We start from the raw sequence: 23,326 nt of genomic DNA, 5'->3' as shown, positions 1-23,326 counted from the left end.
GATATTCATCGCCAAAAACGCAAAGACGGGATGGGTGAGGAAGCGGCAGAGCGCGTGGAACCATGGCGCGCGAAAAAAGGGCCGTGAGAGCAGACGGATGATGGGGCGCGGCAGTCCGCGAAGAAGAGGCACGGTTGGCGCCCCTAGCACGATGAGCGGCGGTGCTACCGACATGAGGATGAAGTGCTGGATCATGTGCGCGCTCAGCAGGTAGTCGTCGAGCGCGTCAATGGGCGATGCCAAGGCGACCCAGAGCGCGAGAATGCCGCCGACAAAGCAGGCCGCGCGGCTCACGGGAAGTTCCTGTGGCCGGGTGCGATGCGCCGCCAGCCATCCTCGGAGATAGAGAGCGAGCGTGATGGCCAGCGCAATGAGGGGCACAAGCGGCAATGACCATGCGGCCCACAGGTTCTGCGGAAGGGCATCCGCGTCGACGATGAGGAGAGGCAGCATGGCCGTCTACTTGGGGCTGATCTGGGTGCCGCCGAGGCGGACGGTGGAGTTGGGAGGAACGCCGGCCTGCCCGGCTATCTGCCGCGAGGCGTCCTGAGCAGCGGGCCGGTAGCCGGGCCGCAGTGTGATGAGGAACTTCACCAGCGCGGTGGTTTCCGCGGGCGAAAGGGCGCTGCCATAGGCCGGCATGTTGCCGCCGCCCAGGAGCACCTGGCGATAGAGCTGATCTTCAGTGAGGCGGGTAGCAACATCATCGAGCGCCGGACCGCGCATTCCGCCGAGTCCGCCCATGGAATGGCAGTTGCGGCATTGTTTGGCTTGCAGGACGACCGCGCCTTTGCGCTCCAGCGGAGTGCGATTCTGTAGCAGATTGGCGGGAACGGGTGCGCCGCTCCAGGCGGTCATCTGGGGACTCCACGGCGTGTAAGTGCCGAGGTGGGTGAGTTCGCCCCAGCAGACAGCGAGGAACATGACCATGAACACAGCAACGGGACGGCGCCACCAGCTCTTCTCGCCGACACCGGCGACGAACGGCAGAGCGACAAGGATGAGGATGGCCACGACCGGTGCGGTGAGGATGAAGGGAGTCTCCATCTCCGGCGGCAGAAACGAGAGCACGGAGTAGATCCAGAGGAAGAAGAAGTCCGGCTTGGGGACCGTGTTGATGATGGTGGGATCGGGGTAGCCCTTGGGGCCGTAGGGCCCGAAGAGGGCGGCGCAGACCGCAACAGCAAGGATGATTGCGGCGGAGAAGAAGAGGTCTTTCCAGACTGCGCCCGGCACAAAGGGAATGCCCTTGTGAGCAAGCTCGTTGTACTCCTCGATGTAGGTTTCGCGGCGCACGATGCGGCCGGGGACGGGCCACTCATTGATGCCGAGCTTCAGCACCATCCACACATGCAGGCCGGTCAGCGCCAGCAGCGTGCCGGGAATGACGAATACATGGAGGGCAAAGAATCGCGTGAGGGTGGCGCCGCTGATGATGGGACCGCCCAGCATGATGTGCACTAACTGGCCGCCGATGAGTGGCACACGGCCCATGATGGAAGCGCCGATGCCGAGGCCCCAGTACGCATCCTGGTCAAAGCGGAGCACCTGGCCGGTGAAGGCCATGCCGAGCGTCATGAGCAGCATGAAGACGCCGACGATCCACGTGAGCTCGCGGGGGAATTTGTAGGCGCCGAAGAGGAACACCTGCGCCATGTGAATGAGCACGACCGCGACCATGAAGCTGGATCCCCACCCATGCATGGCGCGGAGGAACCAACCGAGGGGCAACTGGTGATTAAGAATCTGCAGCGAGTCCCATGCGTGCGCGGCGGAAGGCGCATAGACAAGGCCCAGCATGATGCCGGTGACCACCTGCAGGATGAGCAGGGTGAGGCTGGCCGAGCCGAAGACATACCACCAGCTGGCGGTGCTTTTGGGCACCGGGTGCAGCACGGCCTCCTTGACAGGCCCTTCGATTTGTACGCGCCGTTCTAGCCAATCGTAGACGCGTTTGTACCAGGGGCCTTGGTGGCCGGGTCTGTACTCGGGCATGCTTCAATCCTCGCGACGAGTGCGGGCTGTTTGGGTTCGGTGCTTCCGGGGCACGGGCCGGAGCCGGCGCGGTTCCGCAGCGTGGGCATCTGGCCGGCGTTGATCATGAGCTTGCCGCCGTCGATCTTCACGTCATACGTGAACAGCCCGCGCTCAGGAGGGCCGGAGGCGCGGCTGCCGTCGGCGTAGTAGACCCCGCCGTGGCAAGGGCACATAAATAGTTGCGACTCGCTGAACCAGCGCACCGGGCAGCCGAGGTGCGCGCAATTGATGGCAAAGACGGTGAAGTTGCCGGCATCGACGCAGCGCACATAAGCGGGCACCTTGGCGGTGTCTCCATCCCATGGATCGGTGAAGGGATTTTGGAATGTGACCAGGCGCGTTTCGCCGGGTGAGTAGTCAGTTGCGTTGCCGATCGCGATCCACTGCAGGTACTCCTTGCGGCGGAGGACCGGACCAAAGAGATACGCAACCACGGGTACGGCGACCACGGCGACCACGACGGCGTTGAGGGCAATGCCGACGTTCATCAGAAATGTGCGCCGCGACACGCGCTCCTGATGCAGGCGTTGCTCCTGTTCCTCGTGACTGGGCGGCGGAAGTTTCTCATCCATGATTGATGCTTCCCTGGGGAGTCATGCTCCGGTTGATCGTCATTGCTTTGCGCCTGCCTGCGGCTGTGGTTCTCCTGGCTTTTCGGAATTGGGCGCGGTGTTCGGATAGGGCTGGCCGGGGGTTGCGGAACGCTGGGACATCAGCCACGCTGTAACATTTGAGATCTCGTCATCCGTGAGCGCGCGGCCCTTGATGTGGTTGCGCCAGTCGGGCTGGCCAATGTCCGGCCGCCCCGCGATCACGATGCTGCGCACCGTCTGCTCGTTGATGATGGCGAGCAGTGAGCCATCGAGAATCGAGCCATCTTTGCCGGGCTTCTGCGCCGATTCTCCATGACAGCTTGCACAGGCCGCGGCGTAGACCTGCTGCCCTTTGGCAGCGTCGCCGGCGTGTGTGGCTTTGTAGGGCGGCGGCGTGTCGCCGCCGAAGGCGTCAGGCTTGCGCCAGCGGGCGCGCATCTCCTTCATCAAGGCATCGATTTGCGCGTCAGTAAGTTCTCCGCCTGCGTGAATACTGAACCCGGGCATCAGCGTACCTTTTTCGCCGTTGGCAATGATATCGCGCATGGTTTGGTCGTCGATGAGGGCCTGGTATTCGGGATTGGCCAAGGCGATCGCGGCGCCGCCCTGGCCGTTAGCGCCATGACAGCCGGCGCAATTCTCGCCATAGAGCTTGTCGAACGACATGACCGCTTCAGGCCGCGGGACCTCTGGGCCGGGCTCGGGACGTCCGGGCAGATTGCATCCCGCCATCGCCAGGGCGAAGGGAACAGCGAGGCATGCAGGTAAGCCGATCCGTCTCATTTGCGGTTCTCGTCTTTCGGGTCGCCGGCGTGGCCCTCGCTACCATGCTGGCTCTCGTGGCCCTCGTGGCCCAGGTGAATGCCGGGCGCCTCGATGCCCAGGCGCACGGGCAGCGGTACCTGGCGAAGACGCTTGAGGTGGCCGGATCGCGAGACAACGTATCCGGCGACAAGTCCGAAGATGACCTGCGATGCGGCGAACGACCACCAATCGATGCGCTCGGCCAGGAACGGATTGACCATCCCGAGAACGCTGTGCAGCAGGCCGGTCCACACAACGGGCGCAATAATGCCGCCGAGCAACATGGGCCGCCTGGGCCAGATGGGCAGCATGGCGCCGTAGAGAATTCCGACGAGCAGCGTGGTGGCGCCCTGAATGATGTTGGCGGTGATGAAGGCATCGAGGCGGAATTGCCGCATTTCTTCCGCGGTGGGGTTGGTCCAGACACCGACGCCGGCCCCGCCCAGCAGGTTCACCACGTACCAGATGCTGTGATAGCGGATAATGCCGTAGATCTCGGCGGGGATGACCATGGCGAGGCCGCCGGCAATACCGCCCTTGATGCCGCTTGTGACCGGGAATGTTTCGAGCGGCAACTGCGCGCGATGGGTTTCGTCGATCTCAATGCGCGCGACTTTTTCATAAGCGGGCACGAAGGAGAAGAACTCTTCCGTCACCGGCACGTTCTCGTGTGCCTCGTGGGGCAGCACGGCGCGGAACCATCCCACGGCAGAGACGACGAAGAGGAAGATGCCGAGCCAGATGATCCACATGCTGGTGACCAGCGCGGCGGCCATAAGCGTAACGCCGAGTGCCATGAGAAACGGCCACGCAGTGGGCGCAGGCAGATGCACAGTGCCCTGCTGGACATCGCTTTGCGCGGCGTGAGGATCGAGATGCCTTTGCTCGTCCATCAGCGACCCACCACGTAAACAACGGTGAATACCACAACCCAAACGGCATCGACAAAATGCCAGTAGAGCGCCAGCGTTTTCACGCGATAGGCGTGCTGCGGGCCTACAGCGCCCATCAAGGAAAAGATCATGACGAACAGCATCATGAGGAGGCCTACGACGACATGCGAGGCGTGCAGGCCGACCAAAGAGTAATAGGTGGTGCCGAAGAGGTTGGTGCTGATGGTCAGGTGATCCTCGACGATGAGCTTGTGCCACTCGACGGCCGTGCCGTAGAGGAAGATGAGGCCGAGGAGAATGGTGACCGCCCACCACAGGCGGAAGGCCGCCATTTTGGCGCGGTCGATGGCGTGCTCGGCAAGCCAGATGAAGAAGCTGGACGAGAGCAGGCAGGCGCTATAGAACCACGGAACCTCGAGCACGTCTTTGGGATGGGGGCCCTGGACATCGGTTCCGAGGTAGTAAAGGTAAGCAACGACGAAGATGGTGAAGATGGAGGACTCGGCCGTGATGAGGCTGGCCATGGCGACGGTGCCGCGCGCGGGCAGCTTCCATTCCGTGTCGCGATTGCCGTGTTGCAGGGGAACTGTAGCCATCTTCTCCTCTTATTCGAAGGCGGAATCGGGATCTTCAGGATGCTTACGGTCCCACAGGGGACGGCGGCTTGCGACTTCGGGCTCAATGGCGAAGTTGTACACCGGCGGGGGCGATGCGGTGGCCCACTCCAGCGTCCACGCGTCCCACGGATCGGGGCCGGCATCCTCACCGCGGAAATAGGAGTGGATCAGGTTGTAGACGAAGATCAGAATGGCGATGGCCTGGATAAAGCCGCCCACCGAGACGATGAAGTTAAGCGAATTCCAGCCGCGGTCCGGCTCATAGGTGTAGATCTGGCGCGGCATGCCGAGCAGGCCGGGGAAATGCATGGTGTCAAACGTGACGTGGAAGCCGATGACCATGAGCCAGAAGTGCCATTTTCCAAGCCTCTCATCGAGCATGCGCCCGGTCATCTTGGGATACCAGTAGTAGAGCGCGGCAAAGATCATGAAGACGATGGCGCCGACCAGCACGTAATGAAAGTGGGCTACGACGAAGTAAGAGTTGTGCAGTTGCCAGTTCCACGCTGAGACCGAGAGCATGATGCCGGTGAGACCCGCGATGACCCACTGAAACAGGAAGGCTACGGAGAACAGCATGGGCGTCTCAAAGCGCACCTTGCCGCCCCAGATAGTCGCGAGCCAGTTGAAGGTTTTGATGCCAGTGGGAATGGAGACCAGCATCGTGGAGAGCGTGAAGAACGCGTTGCCGAAGGATGTCATGCCGATGGTGAACATGTGGTGCGCCCACACGCCGAGGCTGATGAATCCGATGCCGACAGACGCAGCGACCATGGCCGGGTAGCCAAAGATGGCTTTGCGCGAGAAGACGGGGATGATTTCGTTCGCGAAGGCAAAGGCGGGCAGCACCAGCACGTAGACTTCGGGGTGGCCGAAGATCCAGAAGAAATGTGCCCACAAGATGGCTGAGCCGCCGGCCTGGGTGTCGAAGAAATGGCCGCCGAGGTAGCGGTCAATGAGCAGCATCGCCTGGCACGCCGTGAGCGGACTGACGGCAACCAGCACCAGGAACGACATGGTTGCGTAAAGCCACGGCAGCAGCGGAATGCGCATCAGGGTCATGCCCTTGCAACGCATGCAGAACACTGTGGCGATGATGTTGATGGCGGTACCGATGCTGCCGATGCCGTTGGCCAGGATAGCGATGGCCCAGTAGTCGGTGGTATGGCCGGGCGAGAAGGCCTTCTCTGTGAGCGGCGCATAGGCAAACCAGGCAATGTCAGGGGCCGATCCCGTGCCGGAGAGGCCGACGCCGCCGATGAAGCTGTAGTAAAGCAGCAAGCCGGCGAAGGCGCTCACCCAGAAGCTGAAGGCGTTGAGCCGCGGGAAGGCCATGTCGCGCGCGCCGATCATCAGCGGCACAAGATAGTTGCCGAATCCGAACAGAATGGGCATGCCCACCAGGAACACCATCGTCGTTCCATGCATGGTGAACATGCGATTGAAGCTGTAGGGCGAGAGGAAATCATTGTGCGGCTTGATGAGCTGGATCCGGATCAGCATCGCCTCAGCGCCGGCGACCAGCAGGAACACCAGGGCGTAAGCGATGTACATGATGCCGAGCTTTTTGTGGTCGACGGTGACGATCCAGCTGTGGACGAGTTCGAGGTAGGTGCCGTGTGCAGACGTTCGGTCGAGCGCAGTTTCACTTCCGTGACCTGCCTGGATTCCCTGCCCCGCCGGCAAACTCTGGTCCGCCATTCGTCGCTCCGTGCGTGACTACTTAAGGGTGAGCAGGTACGCGGTGATCTGCGCATTCTGCCTTTCGCTGAGATGCATTGCGGGCATGAGGCACCCGGGCTTGAAGGTGTTGGGGTCGGCGATCCATGCCAGCAGATTGCCGGGCGTATTGGCAGCCGCGCCCGCGCCCAGCGTGTCGCGGCTCATGAGGTGCGTGAGGTCAGGGCCGTAGCGACCGTTGGCCACAGTACCGCCGACCGCGTGGCAATTGATGCAGGCCTGTCGTTCGAAGACGAGTTGCCCATTGTGCGCGTTGACTGCATTGTCAGGAGCTTCAGTGGAAACCGCGGCCACGGTTCCATGCGTCGCGGGCGAATTGGGTGGAAGGGGGCCCCTGGTTTGATTGCCCGGATTTGGAATCGAGGCCATCGCGATGTGCGGCGCGGCGAGTTCGGCCTGGGTGCGTTGTTGGTTCTTGATCCATTTATCGAAATCTTCGGGAGTGTCGACGTAGACGCGCAGCAGCATCTTGGCGTGTTGTGGACCACAGAACTGCGCGCATTGGCCGACGTACATGCCGGGGGTTTGCGGGTCAATCCACATTTCATTCACCCGATTGGGCAGCAGGTCGGTCTTTCCGTTGAGCTGCGGCACCCAAAAGCTGTGCATCACGTCAGCGGATGTGAGCTTCATGAATGTAGGGCGTGGAGCAGAGTTCGAGCTGGTGGGTACATGCAGCTCATTGGCCGCCACTACGTTGTATTGCGGATAGCGGAACTCCCACCAGAACTGGTGGCCGATGACCAGGACATCAAGAGCAGTAGGCGGCTTCTTTGCGTCCTGCACGGAGAAGAGGACGCGGGCTGTGCCTAGAAAAAGCACCACGATGATCAGAATGGGGATGATAGTCCACGACAACTCGATCTGCAGGCTGCCGAACACCTGGGGTGGTTCGGCATCGTCGTTGGGCCGGGCACGGAAGCGCACCAGCGCGTAGACGAGCAGTCCGCTGACGCCCAGATAGATGAGAAGCGTGATCCACAGAACGAAGATGGAGAGCTGATGCTCTTCATGCGCCGGCGTGGAATGCGGCGCGAAGATGGAGCCGGGCAGCGAGGCGTGCGCCACAGCTGTAGAAAATGCCAACAGGGCAGGCACTGCAATGGATCGGCAGAGGAATATCGTCGAGTTCTGTTGTGCTCGCATTCTGGTGTCGTGAATCCAGATAACCGGAAAAACCGGTACGATGCTCGTCGCCAAAGGGCGGTTGCCCTTTTCAGAAACGGGGAAATCCCACCGTAGTATGCGTTGCAGGTTAACAGCGCAGGCGCGCGGGGAATCGATCTGCAGGCGCGTCCAGTGGCTTTATCTTAGCGCAGTAAACAGGTTGCACGGAACAACATGCGCAACAAGGTATCGCAATCAGATATTTCGATTTCGGTTTATCGTGAGACGCAACCGGGGCAGACCAGCACGTGGTCTGCGCCGGTTGTTATCGGTAGTGCGCTATTGCGCAGGGGCGGTTTGGTTCTGCTGCTTCAGCCACGCGTACAAGGGCGCGAAGTAGTCAAGCATGGGCTGAGCGTCCAGGTGGTCGGTGCCGGTCATTTGCTTCAGGGTTTCCTGCCAGGGCCTGGATTGGCCGGATTCAAGCATGCGATTCAGATTATCGCCGGCCGCTTTTGAGCCGTAGAAGCTGCAGCGGTTGAGCGGGCCCTTGTAGCCGCTGGCGTCGCACATGGCCTTGTAGAACTGGAACTGGTAAATTCGCGCGAGGAAATAGCGCGCATAGGGCACATTGGCAGGGATGTGATTTTTTGCGCCGGCGTCGAAGTCGGCCTCGGTGCGTTTTACCGGCGGCGCTACGCGCTGGTATTTCGCGCGGAGGTCCCACCAGGCCTTGTTGTAATCGGCCGGCTTGATCTGGCCGGAGAAGACCTCCCAGCGCCACTTGTCGAGAGCCAGCGCAAAGGGCAGAAACGCCACCTTGTCGAGCGCGGTGCGCAACTGCAGCGGGATGTCCGCTTCAGCGGGCGGCTCTGAATCGGTGAGGCCGAGGGTCTTCAGATAGGCGGGTGTAATAGACAGCGCGATTGAATCACCGATCGCTTCGTGGAAGCCGTCATTGGCGCCATTCCGGAAGAGGAAGGGCTGCTTGTTGTAGGCGCGCTGGTAGAAGTTGTGGCCCAGCTCGTGGTGCACGGTGGTGAAGTAATCGGCATTGACCTCGATGCACATTTTGACCCGTAGGTCCTCGACGTTGTCGACGTCCCAGGCGGAGGCATGGCACACCACGTCGCGGTCACGCGGATGGACAAACTGGGAGCGCTCCCAGAAGGTTTTTGGCAATGGCGCGAATCCCAGCGACTTGAAAAAGTCTTCGCCGTAGTGCACCATGTCGCGGCCGGCTGCCAGCGTGGCGGCATGGCCTTTGTCGGAACTGAGGTCGGCACCCGACGCAAAGGCCGGCGCGGCGGCGGGGTCCTTCTCCGCGATCTGCTTTTTGAGCGCAGACTCGAGGTCCACGGGCTGGAATTGCGAGAACTTGGGATCAGTGGGCGCGACGATGTCGTAAATGTTGCCCCACTCCTGCGCCCACATGTTGCCGAGAAGCTGGGCCGGGATGAGGCCGTCAGGACGATCGGCGGCTTTGCCGTATTTTGCGATGAGCCGGGAACGCACATAGGTGTGCAGTTCTCGATACAAGGGTTCAAGTTGATCCCAAGCGCGTTCCAATTCGGCAGAGAACTGGGCGGGCGTCATGTCGTATCCGGCACGCCAGAGTTCTCCGGTATCGTGATAGCCCAGTTCGCGTGAGCCAGTGTTCTGCAGTTCAACAAAGGTAGCGTATTTGTCGCGCATGGGCGCGCCGACTGCATGCCAGCCAACCCAATGCTTCGTCAGCTCCTCAGGATCACGGGAGTGCGCCATGATGTCGGAGATTGCGTCAACGCCCATGCAGTTGTCGGGTGTGGGACAGTACTTGCCTTTGCCATACATGCCGGTAAGCTGAGCCGCCAGTTGGGTCTGCTCGGCCAGGAGCTTTGGATCTTTGGGCGCGGCCGGCACGTTGACCTGCAGCAGCATGATCTGGCGATGAAGTTCCGGCGGCAGCTGGACGTGATCAAAGCGGTGGCTCTCCGCCGTGATGGCCAGTATGCGGGCGGTGGCTTGCTCGTTGAGCAAGGCGGAAGTTGCTTCCGTGTCCTCGGTGATGTAGGTCTCATCGGTCCACTGCGCATGCGAGGCGGCGACAGTGAGCTTGAGCAGGTCGGCATTGGCGCGATCGAGAAACTGTCGCGCTTCCTCAACCGTGGGCTGAGCGCCGGCATTGGTCTGAGCGCAGATTGGTCCGGGCGCGCATACGGGAAAGACGGCAACGCCCAGAAGAGCAGATACAGCAATTTGTCTGATCGGCATACCCATAAGATCCCATCGCTTCAGGTTGAGCTTTTACCTTAAACGCGCATTCAATGCATCCAGCTTCTGCTTCAGTTGTTCCAGCTTGCGGCCGGCATCGGCGAGCTTGCCTTCGGCGGTGAACCGCTGGTAGTCGTTCAGGTCGCGCGCAGCAGCCTGAATAAGGGCATTGGTGTCAGGCGGCCCGGCTGCAGCTTTGTTGCCGCTGGGCGCGGCTGCATTCTGCTGTGCGGAGGCCTCTGCAGTCATGGACGACGATGCGCCCGCGAAGAGAGCCTGCAACGCAGCCTCATAACTGGCGCCGTAAGCGAGCTTGTCCTGCAGGGCGAGCACCACCAGGCGTAATTCGGGCATTGGGCTGCGCTGCGCCTGCAGGTAAATAGGTTCGGCGTAGAGCAGCGCCTTGCCGCAGGGAATGACAAGCAGCGTGCCGCGGCGCACGTGCGAGCCCTGCTGATTCCAGAGTGTGAGCTGCCCGGATAACTGCGCGTTCTGGTCGATGCGCGCTTCGATCTGGAGAGGGCCGTCTACCAGGCGGGTCTTGGGGAAGTTGTAGACCATGGCCGTTCCATAGTGGTCGCCATCGCTACGGCCGGCAATCCAGCCGATCATGTTGTTGCGGTTGGCGGGCGTGAACGGGAGTATGTCGATGAACTCGATTTCGTGAGCCTCCGGCAGCTTCATCAGCACGAAATTCGGCTCCATGGGGAGAGACGCCTGCTCGTTGTTTTCGTTCATGCCCACTTCCGAGGCCACCGTCCACAGGTCTTCGCGGTTGTAGAACACCACAGGATCGGTCATGTGGTAAAGACCGTAGACCATTGCCTGCAGTTTGAGCTGCAGTTCCGGATAGCGCACGTGGCGGCGCAGGTCCTGCGGCATGGTCGAGGCGTCTTTGAATAGATCAGGGAAGATGCCGCGCCAGGCGGCGATGATGGGGTCAGTGGTGTCGAACACGTAAAAAGTGGTGTCGCCGGTATACGCATCCACCACTACCTTCACGCTGTTGCGAAGGTAGTTGATCTGCTCGTTGTGCAGCTCGTAGTGGGTGGCATACGGATAGGTGTCGGCCGTCGTGAATGCATCCAGAAGCCAGCGCAGCCGGCCGTCATCGCCAATGGTGATATACGGGTCGGAATCGAAGGTGAGGAACGGCGCGAGGCCGCGCACGCGGTCACGAATGTTGCGGCGCATGAGAAGCCTGCTGTCCGGGCTTATGTCATCGCTGAAGGGGACCTTGGTGACATCGCCGCGATCAAACGCGATGAGCACACGGCGCAGCAATCCGCCCATTTCAATGCCGCCTGTTCCTTCGTAGGAGGAAAGGCTGTTGGTCTCGCCCTGCGGGTAGTTGAACTCCTTCTGGCGAGTCTTCACGTACACGTCTGTGTCGGTGAGCTGGCCAAAGTAGATTTCGGGGCGGGTCACGGCCGGAGCGGAGTCAGCGCGCTGAATGGGCATGTTGGAGAGCAGCAGGGTGGGCATGCCTTCCGGCGTAAAGCCGTTCACCGGGTTCATGGTGACGCCGTAGCCGTGAGTCCAGATGAGTTTCTCGTTGATCCAGTTGCGACTGCTCTCGGGCAGCTTGTCGATGTTCAGCTCGCGCGCGGCCAGCATCACCTGCCGCGTCTCTCCGTCGAGCGTATAGCGATCGATGTCGACATCGGGAAAGTCGTAGTAGGTGCGAATCTCCTGGATCTGGCGCAGCGTGTCCTGGAGGGCGCGCCAGTCCCACAGGCGGATATTGCGCAGCGTGTCCTGATTCTGATCGGGTTCCGCGGCTGCCAATTCGGTTTGCGCAGGAAACTCGCGCTGGGCCACGCGGTCGAGTGCATAGGCGCGGCGCGTGAAATCGATGTTGTGGCTGATGTACTGCTGCTCGCGCGCGAGTTGGTTAGGCTTCACGATGAAGCTGGCCACGTACCAGGCGACGATTTGCACCGCGAAGTAGCAGGCGATGGCGGGAATGGGGGCGAGCGCGATCCAGCGGAGTCCGGGACGAGCGACGAGATTGAGGAGCGCGATAGCGGCACCGGCGACCAGAAGCAGGCAAACAAACATCTGGCCGGTGAGAAACACGTGCGCGTCGGTGTACGTGACGCCGCTGAACACGGTGTGATCGGTAATGACGAGTTCGATGCGGCCGAGATAGACCCGCCATGCGATCACAAGCAGCAGAAACGCGACAGGGATCGAAAACAGGTTCCATGGGAGCGGCGAGGAGCGATCGAACCCGTGGATGGAGATGCGCGATCCCCCGGAGATCAGGGCGGAGAACACCGCGGCGATGCACATGAGAATGGCGAGGGTAAGAAGCCATCCGGCGAGCGACTGCCAGGCGGGGAGCGTGAAGAGGTAAAAGTCGAGCGGGCGCCCCAGGATCGGGTCAGTGAAGCCGCCCGCGAGCTGCGGCTGATGCAGGTAGAGCGCGAACTTTGTCCAATCCGACATCATGCCGGCTCCCGCGCCCAGTGCGATCAGCAGCGAGATGCCGAGGGAGCCCCAGCGCAACATGCGATCGAGCGGAATGCGCAGGACGCGGTCGCCGAACCGGATGGTTCCCGCGGCCAGCACGTCGTGGCGCGTGACCCGCAACAGCACAAGGCACCAGCCGTAGAGAACGATGAAGGAAGCGGTGCCGAACACGGCGAACGCTGTCCACTCCAGGCGCAGCGACTTCCAGAACACGGTGGCATAGCCCAGCGAGGAGAACCAGAGGTTATCTACATATAAGGACACGAGCGTGCGGAAACTTAGAAGGAGGATGAGGATGATGGCGGCGAGGAGTATCCAGATCCGGCGGCGGCCCGGGTGTGTGGAATGCGAAGGAAGGATGACGGTATCGTGCAATGGATGGCCCGCTTTCGCCGTCTGCGCGCGTTTGCGCACGGCAGTGGTCATTGTAACGCCGGGAGTGCTCACCGCGATGTGCGGTCGGCACAGCATCAGCCCTGCTGACTGGGACTTTTGCGGACGTGGCGGCTCATTGGCTGACTCCATGTCGTGATACACTCTGGTCGCGAAAGCCAAATCACAATCTGCTGTTATGTGTCTGGGGGCTCCGGTGCGCAAGCGCATTTCTCTGTCTGTTTTTTGCTGTTTTGTGGGTGTCCTGGTTAGTTCTTCTGGTCGCGCTCAAGCCCAGAGTCAAGGCCCGCAAGCATCGTCGCTGATCAGTTCGCCCGTGGTGGAGGCTTCCCGTGTCACGCTAGCGGGAAATGTTCATCCACTGGCGCAGGCGCGTTTCGACGTGGGCCCGGCTGCGGGGTCGGCCAAGGCCGATCGGCTTATGCTGATCCTGAAGCGCAGCCCCCAGCAGAACGATGCGTTGATCGATTATCTGCGTGAAGTGCAGGATCCGGGTTCGGCTCGGTTCCGCAAATTCCTGACGCCGGAGGAGTTTGGCGCCCGGTTCGGGATTTCCGACGCGGACGCAGCACAGGTAGAGGAGTGGTTGCAGGATCACGGATTCAGCGTGGCGGGCATGAACAAGGGTCGCACGGCTATTGAATTTTCAGGCACGGTGGAACAGGTTGAACTGGCGTTCCACACCGCGATTCACCGTTTCCGCATCGCAGGCGCCGAGCACCTGGCCAATGTTGCCGATCCGCAGATTCCCGCTGCGCTCGCGCCGGTGGTGGGAGGGGTGGCGAGCCTGAATGATTTCAAGCCTGCGCCGAACGTCGTGACGGGACCGTCTGGCAAGTGGGACGCGACACTGAACCGCTTCACGCCCGATCTGACTCTCTCCTCCAATGGAACGAAGTACCTGTTTCTGGGCCCGGGAGATGCGGCGACTATTTACAACGCGCCAAATTCGCTGAATACGCGGCTGGCTGCAGGACAGGCCACCTTCGACGGAACGGGCGTGACGATCGGCGTGGCCGGAACGACGCTGCTCGACTCCTCAGGCGATACGTTCTACCGTGAGCTGTTCGGCTTGGACAGCTTCAATTTTCAGGGCGCCATCACCGTTTACGACGGCAATTCCTCTAACTTCGATCAATCGGCCAACCAAGTGGAGGCAAGCGGCGATGTGGAGATTGCAGGCGCACTTGCCCCCGGAGCGAGCGTGCTCTACTACGCGGCCGGGGACACGGCATTCCAGTCGGGACTGTTCCTGGCCATATATCGCGCCCTTGACGACAACAAGATCAGCATCCTGAACGTGAGTTACGGAGCGTGCGAGGCGGCGCTGGGCACTGCGGGCAATCTGCAGGTACTCAACGCGTGGGAGCAGGCAGCCGCGCAGGGCGTCACGGTGACGGTTTCGAGCGGCGACTCCGGTTCTGCCGGCTGCGATAACCCGAATCTGGTGATCGCAGCCACGCAGGGGTTCGGCGTCAACGGCCTGGCATCCACGCCTTACAACATCGCGGTTGGGGGCACCGACTTTGACGCGCTGAGCAAGAGCTTTTCGACCTACGCAAGCTCGACGAACAGCGCGAATTTTACATCTGCGCTGAACTATATTCCGGAGGAACCGTGGAACGATTCAACCAAGGGCAATGGCGCGCTGGCATCCAATTCGCCTTTGCTGGACGGCTCCGGGCACACCAACATCTGGTCCGGCGGGGGTGGCGTCAGTAGCGCTGCGAGTGGATCTGCCGGCTATCCCAAACCCGATTGGCAGATCGGCTTCTCGCCGAGTAATACCGACGCAGTGCGCGACTTGCCGGACGTTTCCCTGTTCGCGGGAACGGGGCACAATAACGCCATATGGGCGTTGTGTATCCAGAGCGATTGCGACGCCGGAGCGAATTCAAGTATCCATGGGGTCGGGGGGACTTCCACATCAGCTCCGGCACTGGCGGGAATATTGGCATTGGTGACGCAGAAGCTGGGGGCGGGCACCCGGCTGGGGCAGGCAAACTGGGTTTTGTACAAGCTGGCGCAGACCACGCCCTCGATCTTTCACTCCATTGCCAGCGGCAACAACTCGGTCTATTGCAAGACCGGAACACCGAACTGCGGGTCGAACAACTTCCTCACCGGCTACAACGCGCAGGCGAAGTACAACATGGCAACTGGCCTGGGCAGTGTGGATGCGACGCTGCTGGTGAATCACTGGAACGATGACGCGCGGGGCGCGACGACGACGACGCTGAAGCTGGATAAAACGACCTTCACACACGGGTCCGCGGTGGCCGTTACCGCCGGAGTGAACCCGACCTCCGCGAGCGGCGCAGTTGCGATCACGGATGATTATGCGTCCCAGCAGTTTGCGACCGGCAGCACGACAGCCAGGATGTTTGCGCTGAGCGGCGGGTCTGCCTCGGGCAGCTACAGCGAATTTCCAGGAGGAACCTACAACCTATTTGCCAGCTACGGCGGAGACGGTGGGCATAGCGGGAGCATTTCGCAACCGGTGAAGGTGACGGTGACCCCGGAAGACAGTGTGCTGAAGCTTTCTGTGGATTCGGTCAATTCGTCGTACCAGCTTGTAGACCTTGCGGGAAGGACGGTGCCGCTGGGCGCGTTCATCACCATGAATGCCCAGCCCGTGGGCGTGTCGCAGTCGGGCAGCAACCACCCGGTAACGAACGCTACGGGCGCGGTGATGTTCTATACGGATGGATCGGGCGACCAGGCCCAATTGGACTCGACCGGCAACAGCGAGTTCAACACGATCAATCTGCAGGCGGGATCGCATTCCATAACCGCCACTTATCCTGGCGATCTGAGCTACAACGGGAGTACCGCGGGTCCCATCAACTTCACCATTGCACCGGTCAACACCACGATTTCTGTACTGGCCAGCGACACCTCGACCATTCAGAACGCAGTGCAGATCACGGCCCAGATATCGGCTCTCCTGCCGGCAAATGCAGGCTTCTATGGCAGCGGGGATCGTGTCACGTTCACTGATATTACGCGCAACGTCGTGCTGGGTAAGGGCAGCTATACAGGCGCGTGCCAGGCGGTCTCGACGTTCTGCTTTGCGGTGTACTTCCAGGTGGATTCAACGCAGCTGGCGCCGGGCGACAACTTGATCATGGCAACTTTTGCCGGCGACAGTAACTTCAACGCTTCAGGCGACTCTGCTCCAGTGAAGGTGACGTGCGTGGCAAGCTGCTGGAACACAGCGGGGCAGCGGCTGGAATTGAGCTTCAGCAACGAATCGCCGCTCGGCACCGTATCTGCCGGGCAAAATCTCACGGCACTCGTGGACGTGTGGCAGTCCGGCGGTTTCACAGGCGACGTCAATCTCACCTGTAGCGTTGCCGGGAAGAATGCGGGGGATCAGCACATTCCGACATGCAGCTTCAACCCGGCTAAAGGTACGATCACCAGCACGCAAGGAGCCGAATCAACATTAACGATCAACACTACGGCGCCGACGAAAAGCGCCACGGTGCGGCCGAATGGTCGGCGGACACCGTGGGGACCGGCGACAGTTGCCCTCGGATCTCTGCTGCTGTGCCTTATGCCTGCGCGGCGCTTCCGGCGGCGTTATCTGATGTTGCTTGCGGCGTTGCTCATGTCGGTGGGCGGGCTGAGCGCATGCGGTGGCGGCGGCTCCTCAGGTGGCGGGTCCACAGGTGGTGGTGGTGGTGGCGGCGGCTCGACTGTTCCCGGAACCACCGCGGATACATACACGGTGACCTTCAGAGCAGTGGATGTGGCCACGGGAACCGTCACGGCTCAGGACTACTTCTCTGTCAACGTGAACTGATCAATTCGGAATGGGAGCGGTTTGCCGCCGCCAGTACGACAGGCGGCGACCCTTCCTTAAGAGGCAAAGCCTGCGAGTCGAGGTCGCAGGCTTTGTTGTGTCTGACACCGGCAGCATCGCTTGTCGCAATGTCGGCGCCGGCGGTCAGAATAGTCAGCCAGACCAGCAGTGCGAGCGCGGTTCTAATGCGAATCGCCAGCCCTGAAGAGCAGGGGAGCGAACACGTTGAGATAATCTCTCCAGTTGTTCCATGCGTGGAACCCTCCGCTCTCGTGATCCTCAACAGCAATGCCTGCCTTCATGAGCGCGTCCACTGTGGCGTGGCTGTTTTGCAGCGCAATGTCGTACTTGCCGGCATCCACCCAGAAGAGACGGAAGGTTTTGCGGGAGGCGCGGTACTGTGCGAGGTCCGTATCTTCTTCCTCCTTGAGTGAATCAGGAAACCAGCCGGAACTGAATACGCCCACATAGGCGAAGTCCGGTGCATTGGCGAGCGCAATATTCAGGGACTGCACGCCGCCCATGGAGAGGCCCGCGATGGCGCGATGATCGCGGTCTGCGAGGGTGCGGTAGTGGGCATCGACATAAGGCAAGACCACCTTGATCAGGTCGTCATTGAAGGCGTCGTGCCCCATGCGGATCCCGGGGGTCAGCCGGAATTCCGTGGAGATGTGGCCGGCCGGCATCACGATGATCAAGGGAACGGCTTTTCCGGCGGCGATAAGGTTGTCGAGAATGGCCCCGGCGCGACCGACAGTGCTCCAGGAATCATCGGAATCGCCGCCACCGTGCAGCAGATAGAGCACGGGCAGGCGCGACGTTCCCGCCTCATACCCAGGCGGCGTGTAGATGTGCATGCGGCGCTGACCGTTCGTCGCCGAGGAGTCGTAGTAGACGCTCGCAATGGCGCCGTGCGGCACGCCGGCCTTGTACTCCATGAAATCAGCGCCGGGAACTTCATACATGCTTGACGCGTGGGTGAGCGACTGGGACGTGAGCGGATTACGCGGATCGGTAGTACTGACGCCGTCGACTGTGAATGTATAGCGGTAGACGCCGGGTTCGATGGGACCGATCACGACCTCCCAGATGCCCTGGTCGCCTTTGACCAGCGGCACGCCGGCCATGTTCTTGTAGGCTTCCTGCGGGGTGATATCGGGAGTCGCCTCGGGGCCTTCGGCGTGCAGTTTGACTTCCGCGGCATTGGGCGCCCAGATGCGGAACCGAACGCGGCGATCAGGCTGCACCTCGGCGGACTTGAGGGTGTCGTTGGGTGTGGGTGCGGGCATTTGAAACGCGGGGCGTTGGGGAGACGTGGCGGGTTGCTGGGGCGCCTGCTGCGCGAACGCCGCTGCCGACATGCAAACCATACTGAGGGCGACTGACCTCTTAGAGAAGCCATTACCGGACCGCATCATCGAAACTCCTCCTGAACCCGCGGCCCGCACTGGATCTGAGGGCGCTCCGCAAACGGATGAAACTGCATTGCCGACGGCTCACGCAATTGTATCCACAGCGGCGCAGGCGGCGAGGCAACCAATGCGCTGCAGGCGCTGAATGTTGGCAGTGGATTGAGTTCAATTGGAGATTGAACAACTGGGTTGCGCGCCGTACGAGGGAGGGCGCACGCGGAACGCGTTTTGGATTGAAAGCCGAAGGGAATCGCCTGCGGCGAGTCATCCTGATTGCCGCAGGCAGGAGGTGTCTACCGAAGAGGAAAAAACCTCCGCGACGACCTACTTCCAATCGTCTTGCACTGCGAGACCTTCGGTGACCACGGTGTCAAACTCCGTGCTTTTCTTGACGAAGATCTCGCTGAATGCCTGGTCCTGCCGCAGGAGAATCGCCTGCAGGCGCACCAATTCAAGCAGGGCGAGGAAGATGGCAACCAACCCGCGCTCCGACCGGGTGTGCGCCAGCAATTTGCGCAGCGACACCGGCTTGTCTTCCATCGTCAAGCGTCGTCCGAGGAATTGGATCATCTGGCCAACCGTGACGGAATCGTCCTGCACGTTGAAGACAGGGCGCTTGCGGGCCCGCTCCAGGATGTCGCGGAAGATGCGGACCAAGTCGGTCGTGTCGGCGGCAATCTCCGGTTCGGCTGCGGCATCGTGCTTGAACTCGCGAATTCCCGGATTGGTCCAGGTGGCGGCCTCGAGCATCTGCTTCTGCTGCAGCATCTGGGCCGCGTTCTTGAAGCGCTCGTGCTCCAGCAGCCGTTCCACCAGTTCGCGGCGCGGATCATCGGCCACATCTTCAGGACCGGCCTTCTCCCGGGGGAGGAGCATCTTGCTCTTGATGTGGATCAGCAAGGACGCGGTGTAAATGAACTCGCCGGCCACGTCCACGTCGGAGGCCTTGAGCTGGTTCACGTAGGCCAGGAACTGCGCGGTGATCCGGGCGATGGGAATGTCGTAGACATCGATGTCCTGCTTGCGAATGAGGTCGAGCAGCAGGTCGAGCGGCCCGTCGTACACCTTGCCCACCATCACGTCGAAGGGCGAGAACTGCTCCTCCTCCGCCTTCTTCGGCTTGGGTACAGGCTTGGGAGCGGGTTTGGGCGGCGGGGGCTCAGGATGCGTCAGGACGAGTTCAGGACCTGCGTCGTGGACAGTTGTGCGGAGAGCCTTTGCCTTGATCGGTTCTACATCTGGATTCGTTGGCGGATCGCCCCGCGGCGGATCGGTCGGATCGGGGTCCGGTCCCGCTGGCGGCCCCGGATGCGGGTCGCGGTCCGGCTCTGGATCAGGCGTATCCGGCGCCGGATTCGGATCGGGGTCTGGCAGCGGCTCACCGGGCGCTGGGGGATCGATCATAGGCGACGGGCCGTCTTCAGGAATCCGCGCGGCGGATTCACGAGTGCTCTCGTCGACGACAGTGGCAACGGTCGGATTGGGGAACTGATCCATCACGGCTTTATCGCACCGCCTGAGGCATCGGGGTCAACTGCATGGCGGCACGCACCTCCACCATGGTTTGTTCGGCGCGGGCCCGGGCTCGATTGGCGCCCTCCTTCAGCACGTCCTGAACATCGGAGTCGCTGTAGCTGGCCCGTCTCTGCTGGATGGGATTGAGGATCTGCACCAACGAGTCGGCGGCCCATCCCTTGCATTCGATGCAGCCGATTCCCGCGGTGCGGCACCCGGCATACACCTTTTCGATGGTCTGGTGGGGCGAGAAGACCTTGTGCAGGTCGCCCACCGGGCACTTGTCCGGGTCACCCGGATCAGTGCGTCGTACGCGCGCCGGATCGGTCACCATCGTCTTCAGCTTCCTGCGAACCTCGGGCTCGGGATCGCTGAGCAAAATGGTGTTGCCGTAGCTTTTGGACATCTTGCGGCCGTCGGTCCCGGGGAGTTTGGGCGACGGGGTCAGCAATGAGTCAGGCTCGGGCAGCACATCACGACCGTCCAACTTGTAGTACTGGTTGAAGCGGCGCGCCACCTCGCGGGTCAGCTCGACGTGCGCCACCTGGTCCTGCCCCACGGGGACAAACTTCGGCTGGTATATAAGGATGTCGGCGGCCTGGAGGAGCGGGTAACCGAGGAAGCCGTACGTCGTCAGGTCTTTGCCGACGAGGTTTTCCTGCTGCTCTTTGTAGCTGGGCACGCGCTCCAGCCAGCCCAGCGAGGTGATCATGCTCAGCAGCAGGTGGAGTTCGGCATGCTGGGGGACGTGGCTCTGGACGAACAGTACGGATTGGGCAGGGTCAAGTCCCGCGGCCAGGTAGTCGAGAATCACTTCCTTCGTATTCTGGAGCACGTTGGAAGGGTCGGCATAATCCGTGGTGAGCGCGTGCCAGTCGGCGATGAAGAAGTAGCAGTCGTACTGGCCTCCGTTCTGGAGGTTGACCCAGTTATGGAGTGCGCCCATGTAGTTGCCGAGGTGGAGCTTGCCGGTGGGTCGCATGCCGCTCAAGACGCGCGGACGGGAGATCGTTGCTGCAGAGTCTGCCATTGTGCCTGTCGTTCCTCGAAGTGAAGCAGAAGATCACAGCCGGCCGGAGACCAAGGAGTTGGAGGGAACGGCTGCAACTATTCTACCGGGCGGCTGGCAGCGTGCGCAGATCGCGCTATGCCCGCGAAAGAACGACAAAGATGACTGCGAGCGCCGGCATGAGGAAGAGCCGGATGACTGTCCCGCCGACCAGAATCATCAGCAACCAGCTCAGCCAGAACGGGATGCGATCGTACATTTGCATCGCGTTATACGGAAGCATGTTGCGCACCAGGTGGCTGCCATCCAGGGGCGGAACGGGAAACAGATTAAAGATGAACAGAGAGAGGTTGATCTCGATGGCGGCAACGCCCAGCAACGCCAGAGCCTGAATGCTTGAGTTTGCGCCGGCCAGAAGCTGGTACCGGAAGGTGGCCATTACGACATCACGGCCGCTCGGCGAGTTGTCGGTGCCCGGAACCGCATGAATCAGCACCAGCAAAACCAGCACTGCAAACACTGCGAGAATGAGGTTCGACACCGGGCCGGCCAGCGTGACCAGGTTGTCGTCGCGCTTTATCTTAGCGAAGTTGCGCGTAACGACGGGTGTCGGTTTGGCCCATCCAATCAGCATGCCGCTGAACATGCCCATTCCCAGGAACGGGCCGAAGATGGCGAGACCGGGGAAAAGCAGGGTGCCCACCGGGTCGATGTGGCTGATGGGATTCAGGGTCACTCGTCCCTGCAAGCGTGCTGTCTGGTCGCCTAGCCGGGAGGCCATCCAGGCATGAGAACACTCGTGAAAAGTAAGGGAAAAGATCAAAAGGACGAACTGGAAGACAGCGAAAGTAAACGCGGCAGATTGCAAACGGGCACCCCGGGCTGATGGAAGCTCCAGAGTAGCATGCAGCCTGATTGCTTCCGAGTCCGGGATCGGCGCGTGTTACGCGGGCTGCGCCTGGCGCACCGCCTCTTTTACGGTTTGCGCAGCGAATCCGATTTGCTCCGGGCTGAGCTCGGGATAGATGGGCAGGGCGAGCACTTCGTTAGCGGCGTTCTCTGACTCGGCGAGGGAGCCGACGATGCGGCATTTTCCCGCGAAGCAGTCCTGCAGGTGCATGGGGACGGGGTAATAGATTTCGGTGCCGACCTGGGCCTGGGTCAGAGCTTTGCGGAGGGCGTCGCGATTCTGTACGCGCATGGAGTACTGATTGAAGATGCTGACGCAGTCGGGGCTGATGAAAGGAATCACAACAGGAGATCCGACAAAGAGCTGATCATAGAGCGCTGCGTTGCGGCGGCGGGCGGCGGACCAGGAGTCCAGGTGCGGCAGTTTGACGAGCAGCACGGCGGCCTGAAGGGGGTCGAGGCGGAAGTTGCCGCCGACGAGCTTGTGGTAGTACTTGGGCTTTGAGCCGTGCGAACGCATCAACAGCAGGCGCTCGTGGAGGGCGGGGTCGTTGGTGACGCACATGCCGCCGTCGCCGGCGCCGCCCAGGTTTTTAGACGGGAAAAAGCTGAAGCAGCCGATGGAGCCGATGGAGCCGGCTTTGCGGCCTTTGTAGGTAGAGGAGATAGCCTGGGCGGCGTCCTCAATGACGGAAATGTTGTGGCGGTGGGCGATCTCCATGATGGCGTCCATGTCGCACATCTGGCCGAAGAGGTGGACGGGGATGATCGCCTTGGTTTTGCTGGTGATGGCTGCTTCGATCTTCGCCGGATCGATGTTGAAGGTGCGGGGATCGATGTCTACGAAGACGGGAAGGGCGCCGACACGGGCCACGCAGCCGGCGGTGGCGAAGAAGGTGAACGAGGTGGTGATGACTTCGTCGCCGGGCCCGATGTTGAGGGCCATGAGGGCGGCCAGCAGGGCGTCCGTGCCTGAGGACATGCCCACTGCGTATTTGCAGTCGCTGAGGGCAGCTACTTCCTTCTCAAGCTGTTCGACCTTGGGGCCGAGGATGCAGATTTGCGAGTCGAGGACTTCGCCGATGGCCTGCATCACTTCTTCACGGATGGTGGCGTACTGCGCCTTCAGATCGAGTAAGGGTATCTTCATGGGGGCCGGTTCCTTCTCTTCAGATTTTACGGCGGTGGCGGGGTTGTGCCGGATGGCTCTTTCGGGGAGTAGGCCGACCCGAACGGCGCAGGATTCTGAGGCGGCGACGAAGGGCTTGGGGGCATGACCAGGTTTGCGGAGCGGGTGCGGCGGTGGCTGCGGCGACCAAGTCAGGCGGAGCCGCCGCATCCGTTCGACCGGGCGAACGGGGTGGAAACTTCCGGGCTGTATTATGCCGACCGGCTGCTATCTGGACATGCGCACGACCAGCACAGCGAGGGGTATTACGCCACCGCGCCATCGCTGTTCCATGGGGCTATGTCGCTGTGGGCGCAGAGCCTGGAGACCGGCATGGGGGTGGAGGACTACTCCTTCATCGACCTGGGGTGTGGGAAGGGACGGGTGGTGCTGCTGGCCTCCGAGTACCCGTTCCGGGCGGTGCGAGGGATTGATTTAAGTGCTGATTTGATTCGAGTTGCGGGGAAGAATCTGCGGAGGTGGGTGCGGGGCGGGCGGGCGGTGTGCGGGGATGTGCGCGTGGAGCGCGGAGACGCGCTGGAGGTCGGCTTCCCTGCGGGGCCGGTGGTGCTATTCCTGTTTAACTCCTTTGG

Annotated in this window: 17 protein-coding genes; 2 read left to right on the top strand and 15 right to left on the bottom strand. The window is 61.5% G+C overall.

Annotated elements, in window-relative coordinates:
- From VGL22_RS17095 to VGL22_RS17050, 10 genes are all read right to left on the bottom strand, one after another.
- Nucleotides 1–453, bottom strand: a 453-nt coding sequence (locus VGL22_RS17095; RefSeq protein ID WP_465268157.1) for a cytochrome c oxidase assembly protein, incomplete at its 3' end; no start/stop codon positions are given.
- A 6-nt stretch (nucleotides 454–459) separates the two neighbouring features.
- Complete coding sequence (locus tag VGL22_RS17090; protein WP_465268156.1) at nucleotides 460–1,995, bottom strand: cytochrome b N-terminal domain-containing protein; 1,536 nt, start codon at nucleotides 1,993–1,995, stop codon at nucleotides 460–462.
- Complete coding sequence (locus VGL22_RS17085; protein WP_465268155.1) at nucleotides 1,935–2,609, bottom strand: QcrA and Rieske domain-containing protein; 675 nt, start codon at nucleotides 2,607–2,609, stop codon at nucleotides 1,935–1,937. The genes VGL22_RS17090 and VGL22_RS17085 overlap by 61 nt, the downstream gene beginning before the upstream one ends.
- 39 nt (nucleotides 2,610–2,648) lie before the next feature.
- Nucleotides 2,649–3,413, bottom strand: a complete 765-nt coding sequence (locus VGL22_RS17080; RefSeq protein ID WP_465268154.1) for a c-type cytochrome — start codon at nucleotides 3,411–3,413, stop codon at nucleotides 2,649–2,651.
- Complete coding sequence (locus VGL22_RS17075) at nucleotides 3,410–4,327, bottom strand: hypothetical protein (protein ID WP_465268153.1); 918 nt, start codon at nucleotides 4,325–4,327, stop codon at nucleotides 3,410–3,412. The genes VGL22_RS17080 and VGL22_RS17075 overlap by 4 nt, the downstream gene beginning before the upstream one ends.
- Nucleotides 4,327–4,923 (bottom strand): cytochrome c oxidase subunit 3, encoded by a 597-nt coding sequence (locus VGL22_RS17070; protein WP_465268152.1) that lies wholly within the window; start codon nucleotides 4,921–4,923, stop codon nucleotides 4,327–4,329. The genes VGL22_RS17075 and VGL22_RS17070 overlap by 1 nt, the downstream gene beginning before the upstream one ends.
- Nucleotides 4,924–4,932: 9 nt before the next feature.
- On the bottom strand, nucleotides 4,933–6,645 hold the full coding sequence (ctaD, locus tag VGL22_RS17065) for a cytochrome c oxidase subunit I (protein ID WP_465268151.1): 1,713 nt from the start codon (nucleotides 6,643–6,645) through the stop codon (nucleotides 4,933–4,935).
- A gap of 18 nt (nucleotides 6,646–6,663) precedes the next feature.
- Nucleotides 6,664–7,770, bottom strand: a complete 1,107-nt coding sequence (gene coxB, locus VGL22_RS17060; RefSeq protein WP_465268150.1) for a cytochrome c oxidase subunit II — start codon at nucleotides 7,768–7,770, stop codon at nucleotides 6,664–6,666.
- A 360-nt stretch (nucleotides 7,771–8,130) separates the two neighbouring features.
- Nucleotides 8,131–10,044, bottom strand: a complete 1,914-nt coding sequence (locus tag VGL22_RS17055) for a M2 family metallopeptidase (protein ID WP_465268149.1) — start codon at nucleotides 10,042–10,044, stop codon at nucleotides 8,131–8,133.
- 33 nt (nucleotides 10,045–10,077) lie between these two features.
- Entirely contained in the window at nucleotides 10,078–12,990 is a 2,913-nt protein-coding gene (locus VGL22_RS17050) for a UPF0182 family membrane protein (RefSeq protein WP_465268148.1), read from the bottom strand.
- 241 nt (nucleotides 12,991–13,231) lie between these two features.
- Here VGL22_RS17050 and VGL22_RS17045 point away from each other — a divergent pair, with 241 nt between their 5' ends.
- On the top strand, nucleotides 13,232–16,720 hold the full coding sequence (locus VGL22_RS17045) for a protease pro-enzyme activation domain-containing protein (protein WP_465268147.1): 3,489 nt from the start codon (nucleotides 13,232–13,234) through the stop codon (nucleotides 16,718–16,720).
- 182 nt (nucleotides 16,721–16,902) lie between these two features.
- Here the strand turns inward: VGL22_RS17045 and VGL22_RS17040 are convergent, their stop codons facing one another.
- The 5 genes from VGL22_RS17040 to VGL22_RS17020 all read right to left on the bottom strand — a co-directional run bounded on the left by VGL22_RS17040 (nucleotide 16,903) and on the right by VGL22_RS17020 (nucleotide 22,715).
- Entirely contained in the window at nucleotides 16,903–18,138 is a 1,236-nt protein-coding gene (locus VGL22_RS17040) for an esterase (RefSeq protein WP_465268146.1), read from the bottom strand.
- Between the two features lie 318 nt (nucleotides 18,139–18,456).
- Entirely contained in the window at nucleotides 18,457–19,629 is a 1,173-nt protein-coding gene (locus VGL22_RS17035; RefSeq protein ID WP_465268145.1) for a segregation and condensation protein A, read from the bottom strand.
- A gap of 7 nt (nucleotides 19,630–19,636) precedes the next feature.
- A complete protein-coding gene (gene trpS / locus VGL22_RS17030) occupies nucleotides 19,637–20,677 on the bottom strand; it encodes a tryptophan--tRNA ligase (RefSeq protein WP_465268144.1) in 1,041 nt (346 codons plus the stop codon).
- Nucleotides 20,678–20,792: 115 nt separating this feature from the next.
- Nucleotides 20,793–21,437: a site-2 protease family protein gene (locus tag VGL22_RS17025; protein ID WP_465268143.1), complete on the bottom strand. Its 645-nt coding sequence runs from the start codon at nucleotides 21,435–21,437 to the stop codon at nucleotides 20,793–20,795.
- A 162-nt stretch (nucleotides 21,438–21,599) separates the two neighbouring features.
- Nucleotides 21,600–22,715 (bottom strand): DegT/DnrJ/EryC1/StrS family aminotransferase, encoded by a 1,116-nt coding sequence (locus VGL22_RS17020; RefSeq protein ID WP_465268142.1) that lies wholly within the window; start codon nucleotides 22,713–22,715, stop codon nucleotides 21,600–21,602.
- Between the two features lie 123 nt (nucleotides 22,716–22,838).
- Here VGL22_RS17020 and VGL22_RS17015 point away from each other — a divergent pair.
- Nucleotides 22,839–23,326, top strand: a 488-nt coding sequence (locus VGL22_RS17015) for a class I SAM-dependent methyltransferase (RefSeq protein WP_465268141.1), incomplete at its 3' end; no start/stop codon positions are given.

It is taken from the genome of Occallatibacter sp. (genome assembly GCF_036502485.1).
Lineage (GTDB): Bacteria > Acidobacteriota > Terriglobia > Terriglobales > Acidobacteriaceae > Telmatobacter.
The sequence above is the reverse complement of the archived record's forward strand: the minus strand, read 5'-3'. Positions and strand labels throughout refer to the sequence as shown.

Bases quoted from the DNA above. Each gene is read 5' to 3' on its own strand.
- VGL22_RS17090 (WP_465268156.1), bottom strand. From the start codon at position 1,995: ATGCCCGAGTACAGACCCGGCCACCAAGGCCCCTGGTACAAACGCGTC.
- VGL22_RS17085 (WP_465268155.1), bottom strand. From the start codon at position 2,609: ATGGATGAGAAACTTCCGCCGCCCAGTCACGAGGAACAGGAGCAACGC.
- VGL22_RS17080 (WP_465268154.1), bottom strand. From the start codon at position 3,413: ATGAGACGGATCGGCTTACCTGCATGCCTCGCTGTTCCCTTCGCCCTG.
- VGL22_RS17075 (WP_465268153.1), bottom strand. From the start codon at position 4,327: ATGGACGAGCAAAGGCATCTCGATCCTCACGCCGCGCAAAGCGATGTC.
- VGL22_RS17070 (WP_465268152.1), bottom strand. From the start codon at position 4,923: ATGGCTACAGTTCCCCTGCAACACGGCAATCGCGACACGGAATGGAAG.
- ctaD (WP_465268151.1), bottom strand. From the start codon at position 6,645: ATGGCGGACCAGAGTTTGCCGGCGGGGCAGGGAATCCAGGCAGGTCAC.
- VGL22_RS17055 (WP_465268149.1), bottom strand. From the start codon at position 10,044: ATGCCGATCAGACAAATTGCTGTATCTGCTCTTCTGGGCGTTGCCGTC.
- VGL22_RS17050 (WP_465268148.1), bottom strand. From the start codon at position 12,990: ATGCTGTGCCGACCGCACATCGCGGTGAGCACTCCCGGCGTTACAATG.
- VGL22_RS17040 (WP_465268146.1), bottom strand. From the start codon at position 18,138: ATGATGCGGTCCGGTAATGGCTTCTCTAAGAGGTCAGTCGCCCTCAGT.
- VGL22_RS17035 (WP_465268145.1), bottom strand. From the start codon at position 19,629: ATGGATCAGTTCCCCAATCCGACCGTTGCCACTGTCGTCGACGAGAGC.
- trpS (WP_465268144.1), bottom strand. From the start codon at position 20,677: ATGGCAGACTCTGCAGCAACGATCTCCCGTCCGCGCGTCTTGAGCGGC.
- VGL22_RS17025 (WP_465268143.1), bottom strand. From the start codon at position 21,437: ATGGCCTCCCGGCTAGGCGACCAGACAGCACGCTTGCAGGGACGAGTG.
- VGL22_RS17020 (WP_465268142.1), bottom strand. From the start codon at position 22,715: ATGAAGATACCCTTACTCGATCTGAAGGCGCAGTACGCCACCATCCGT.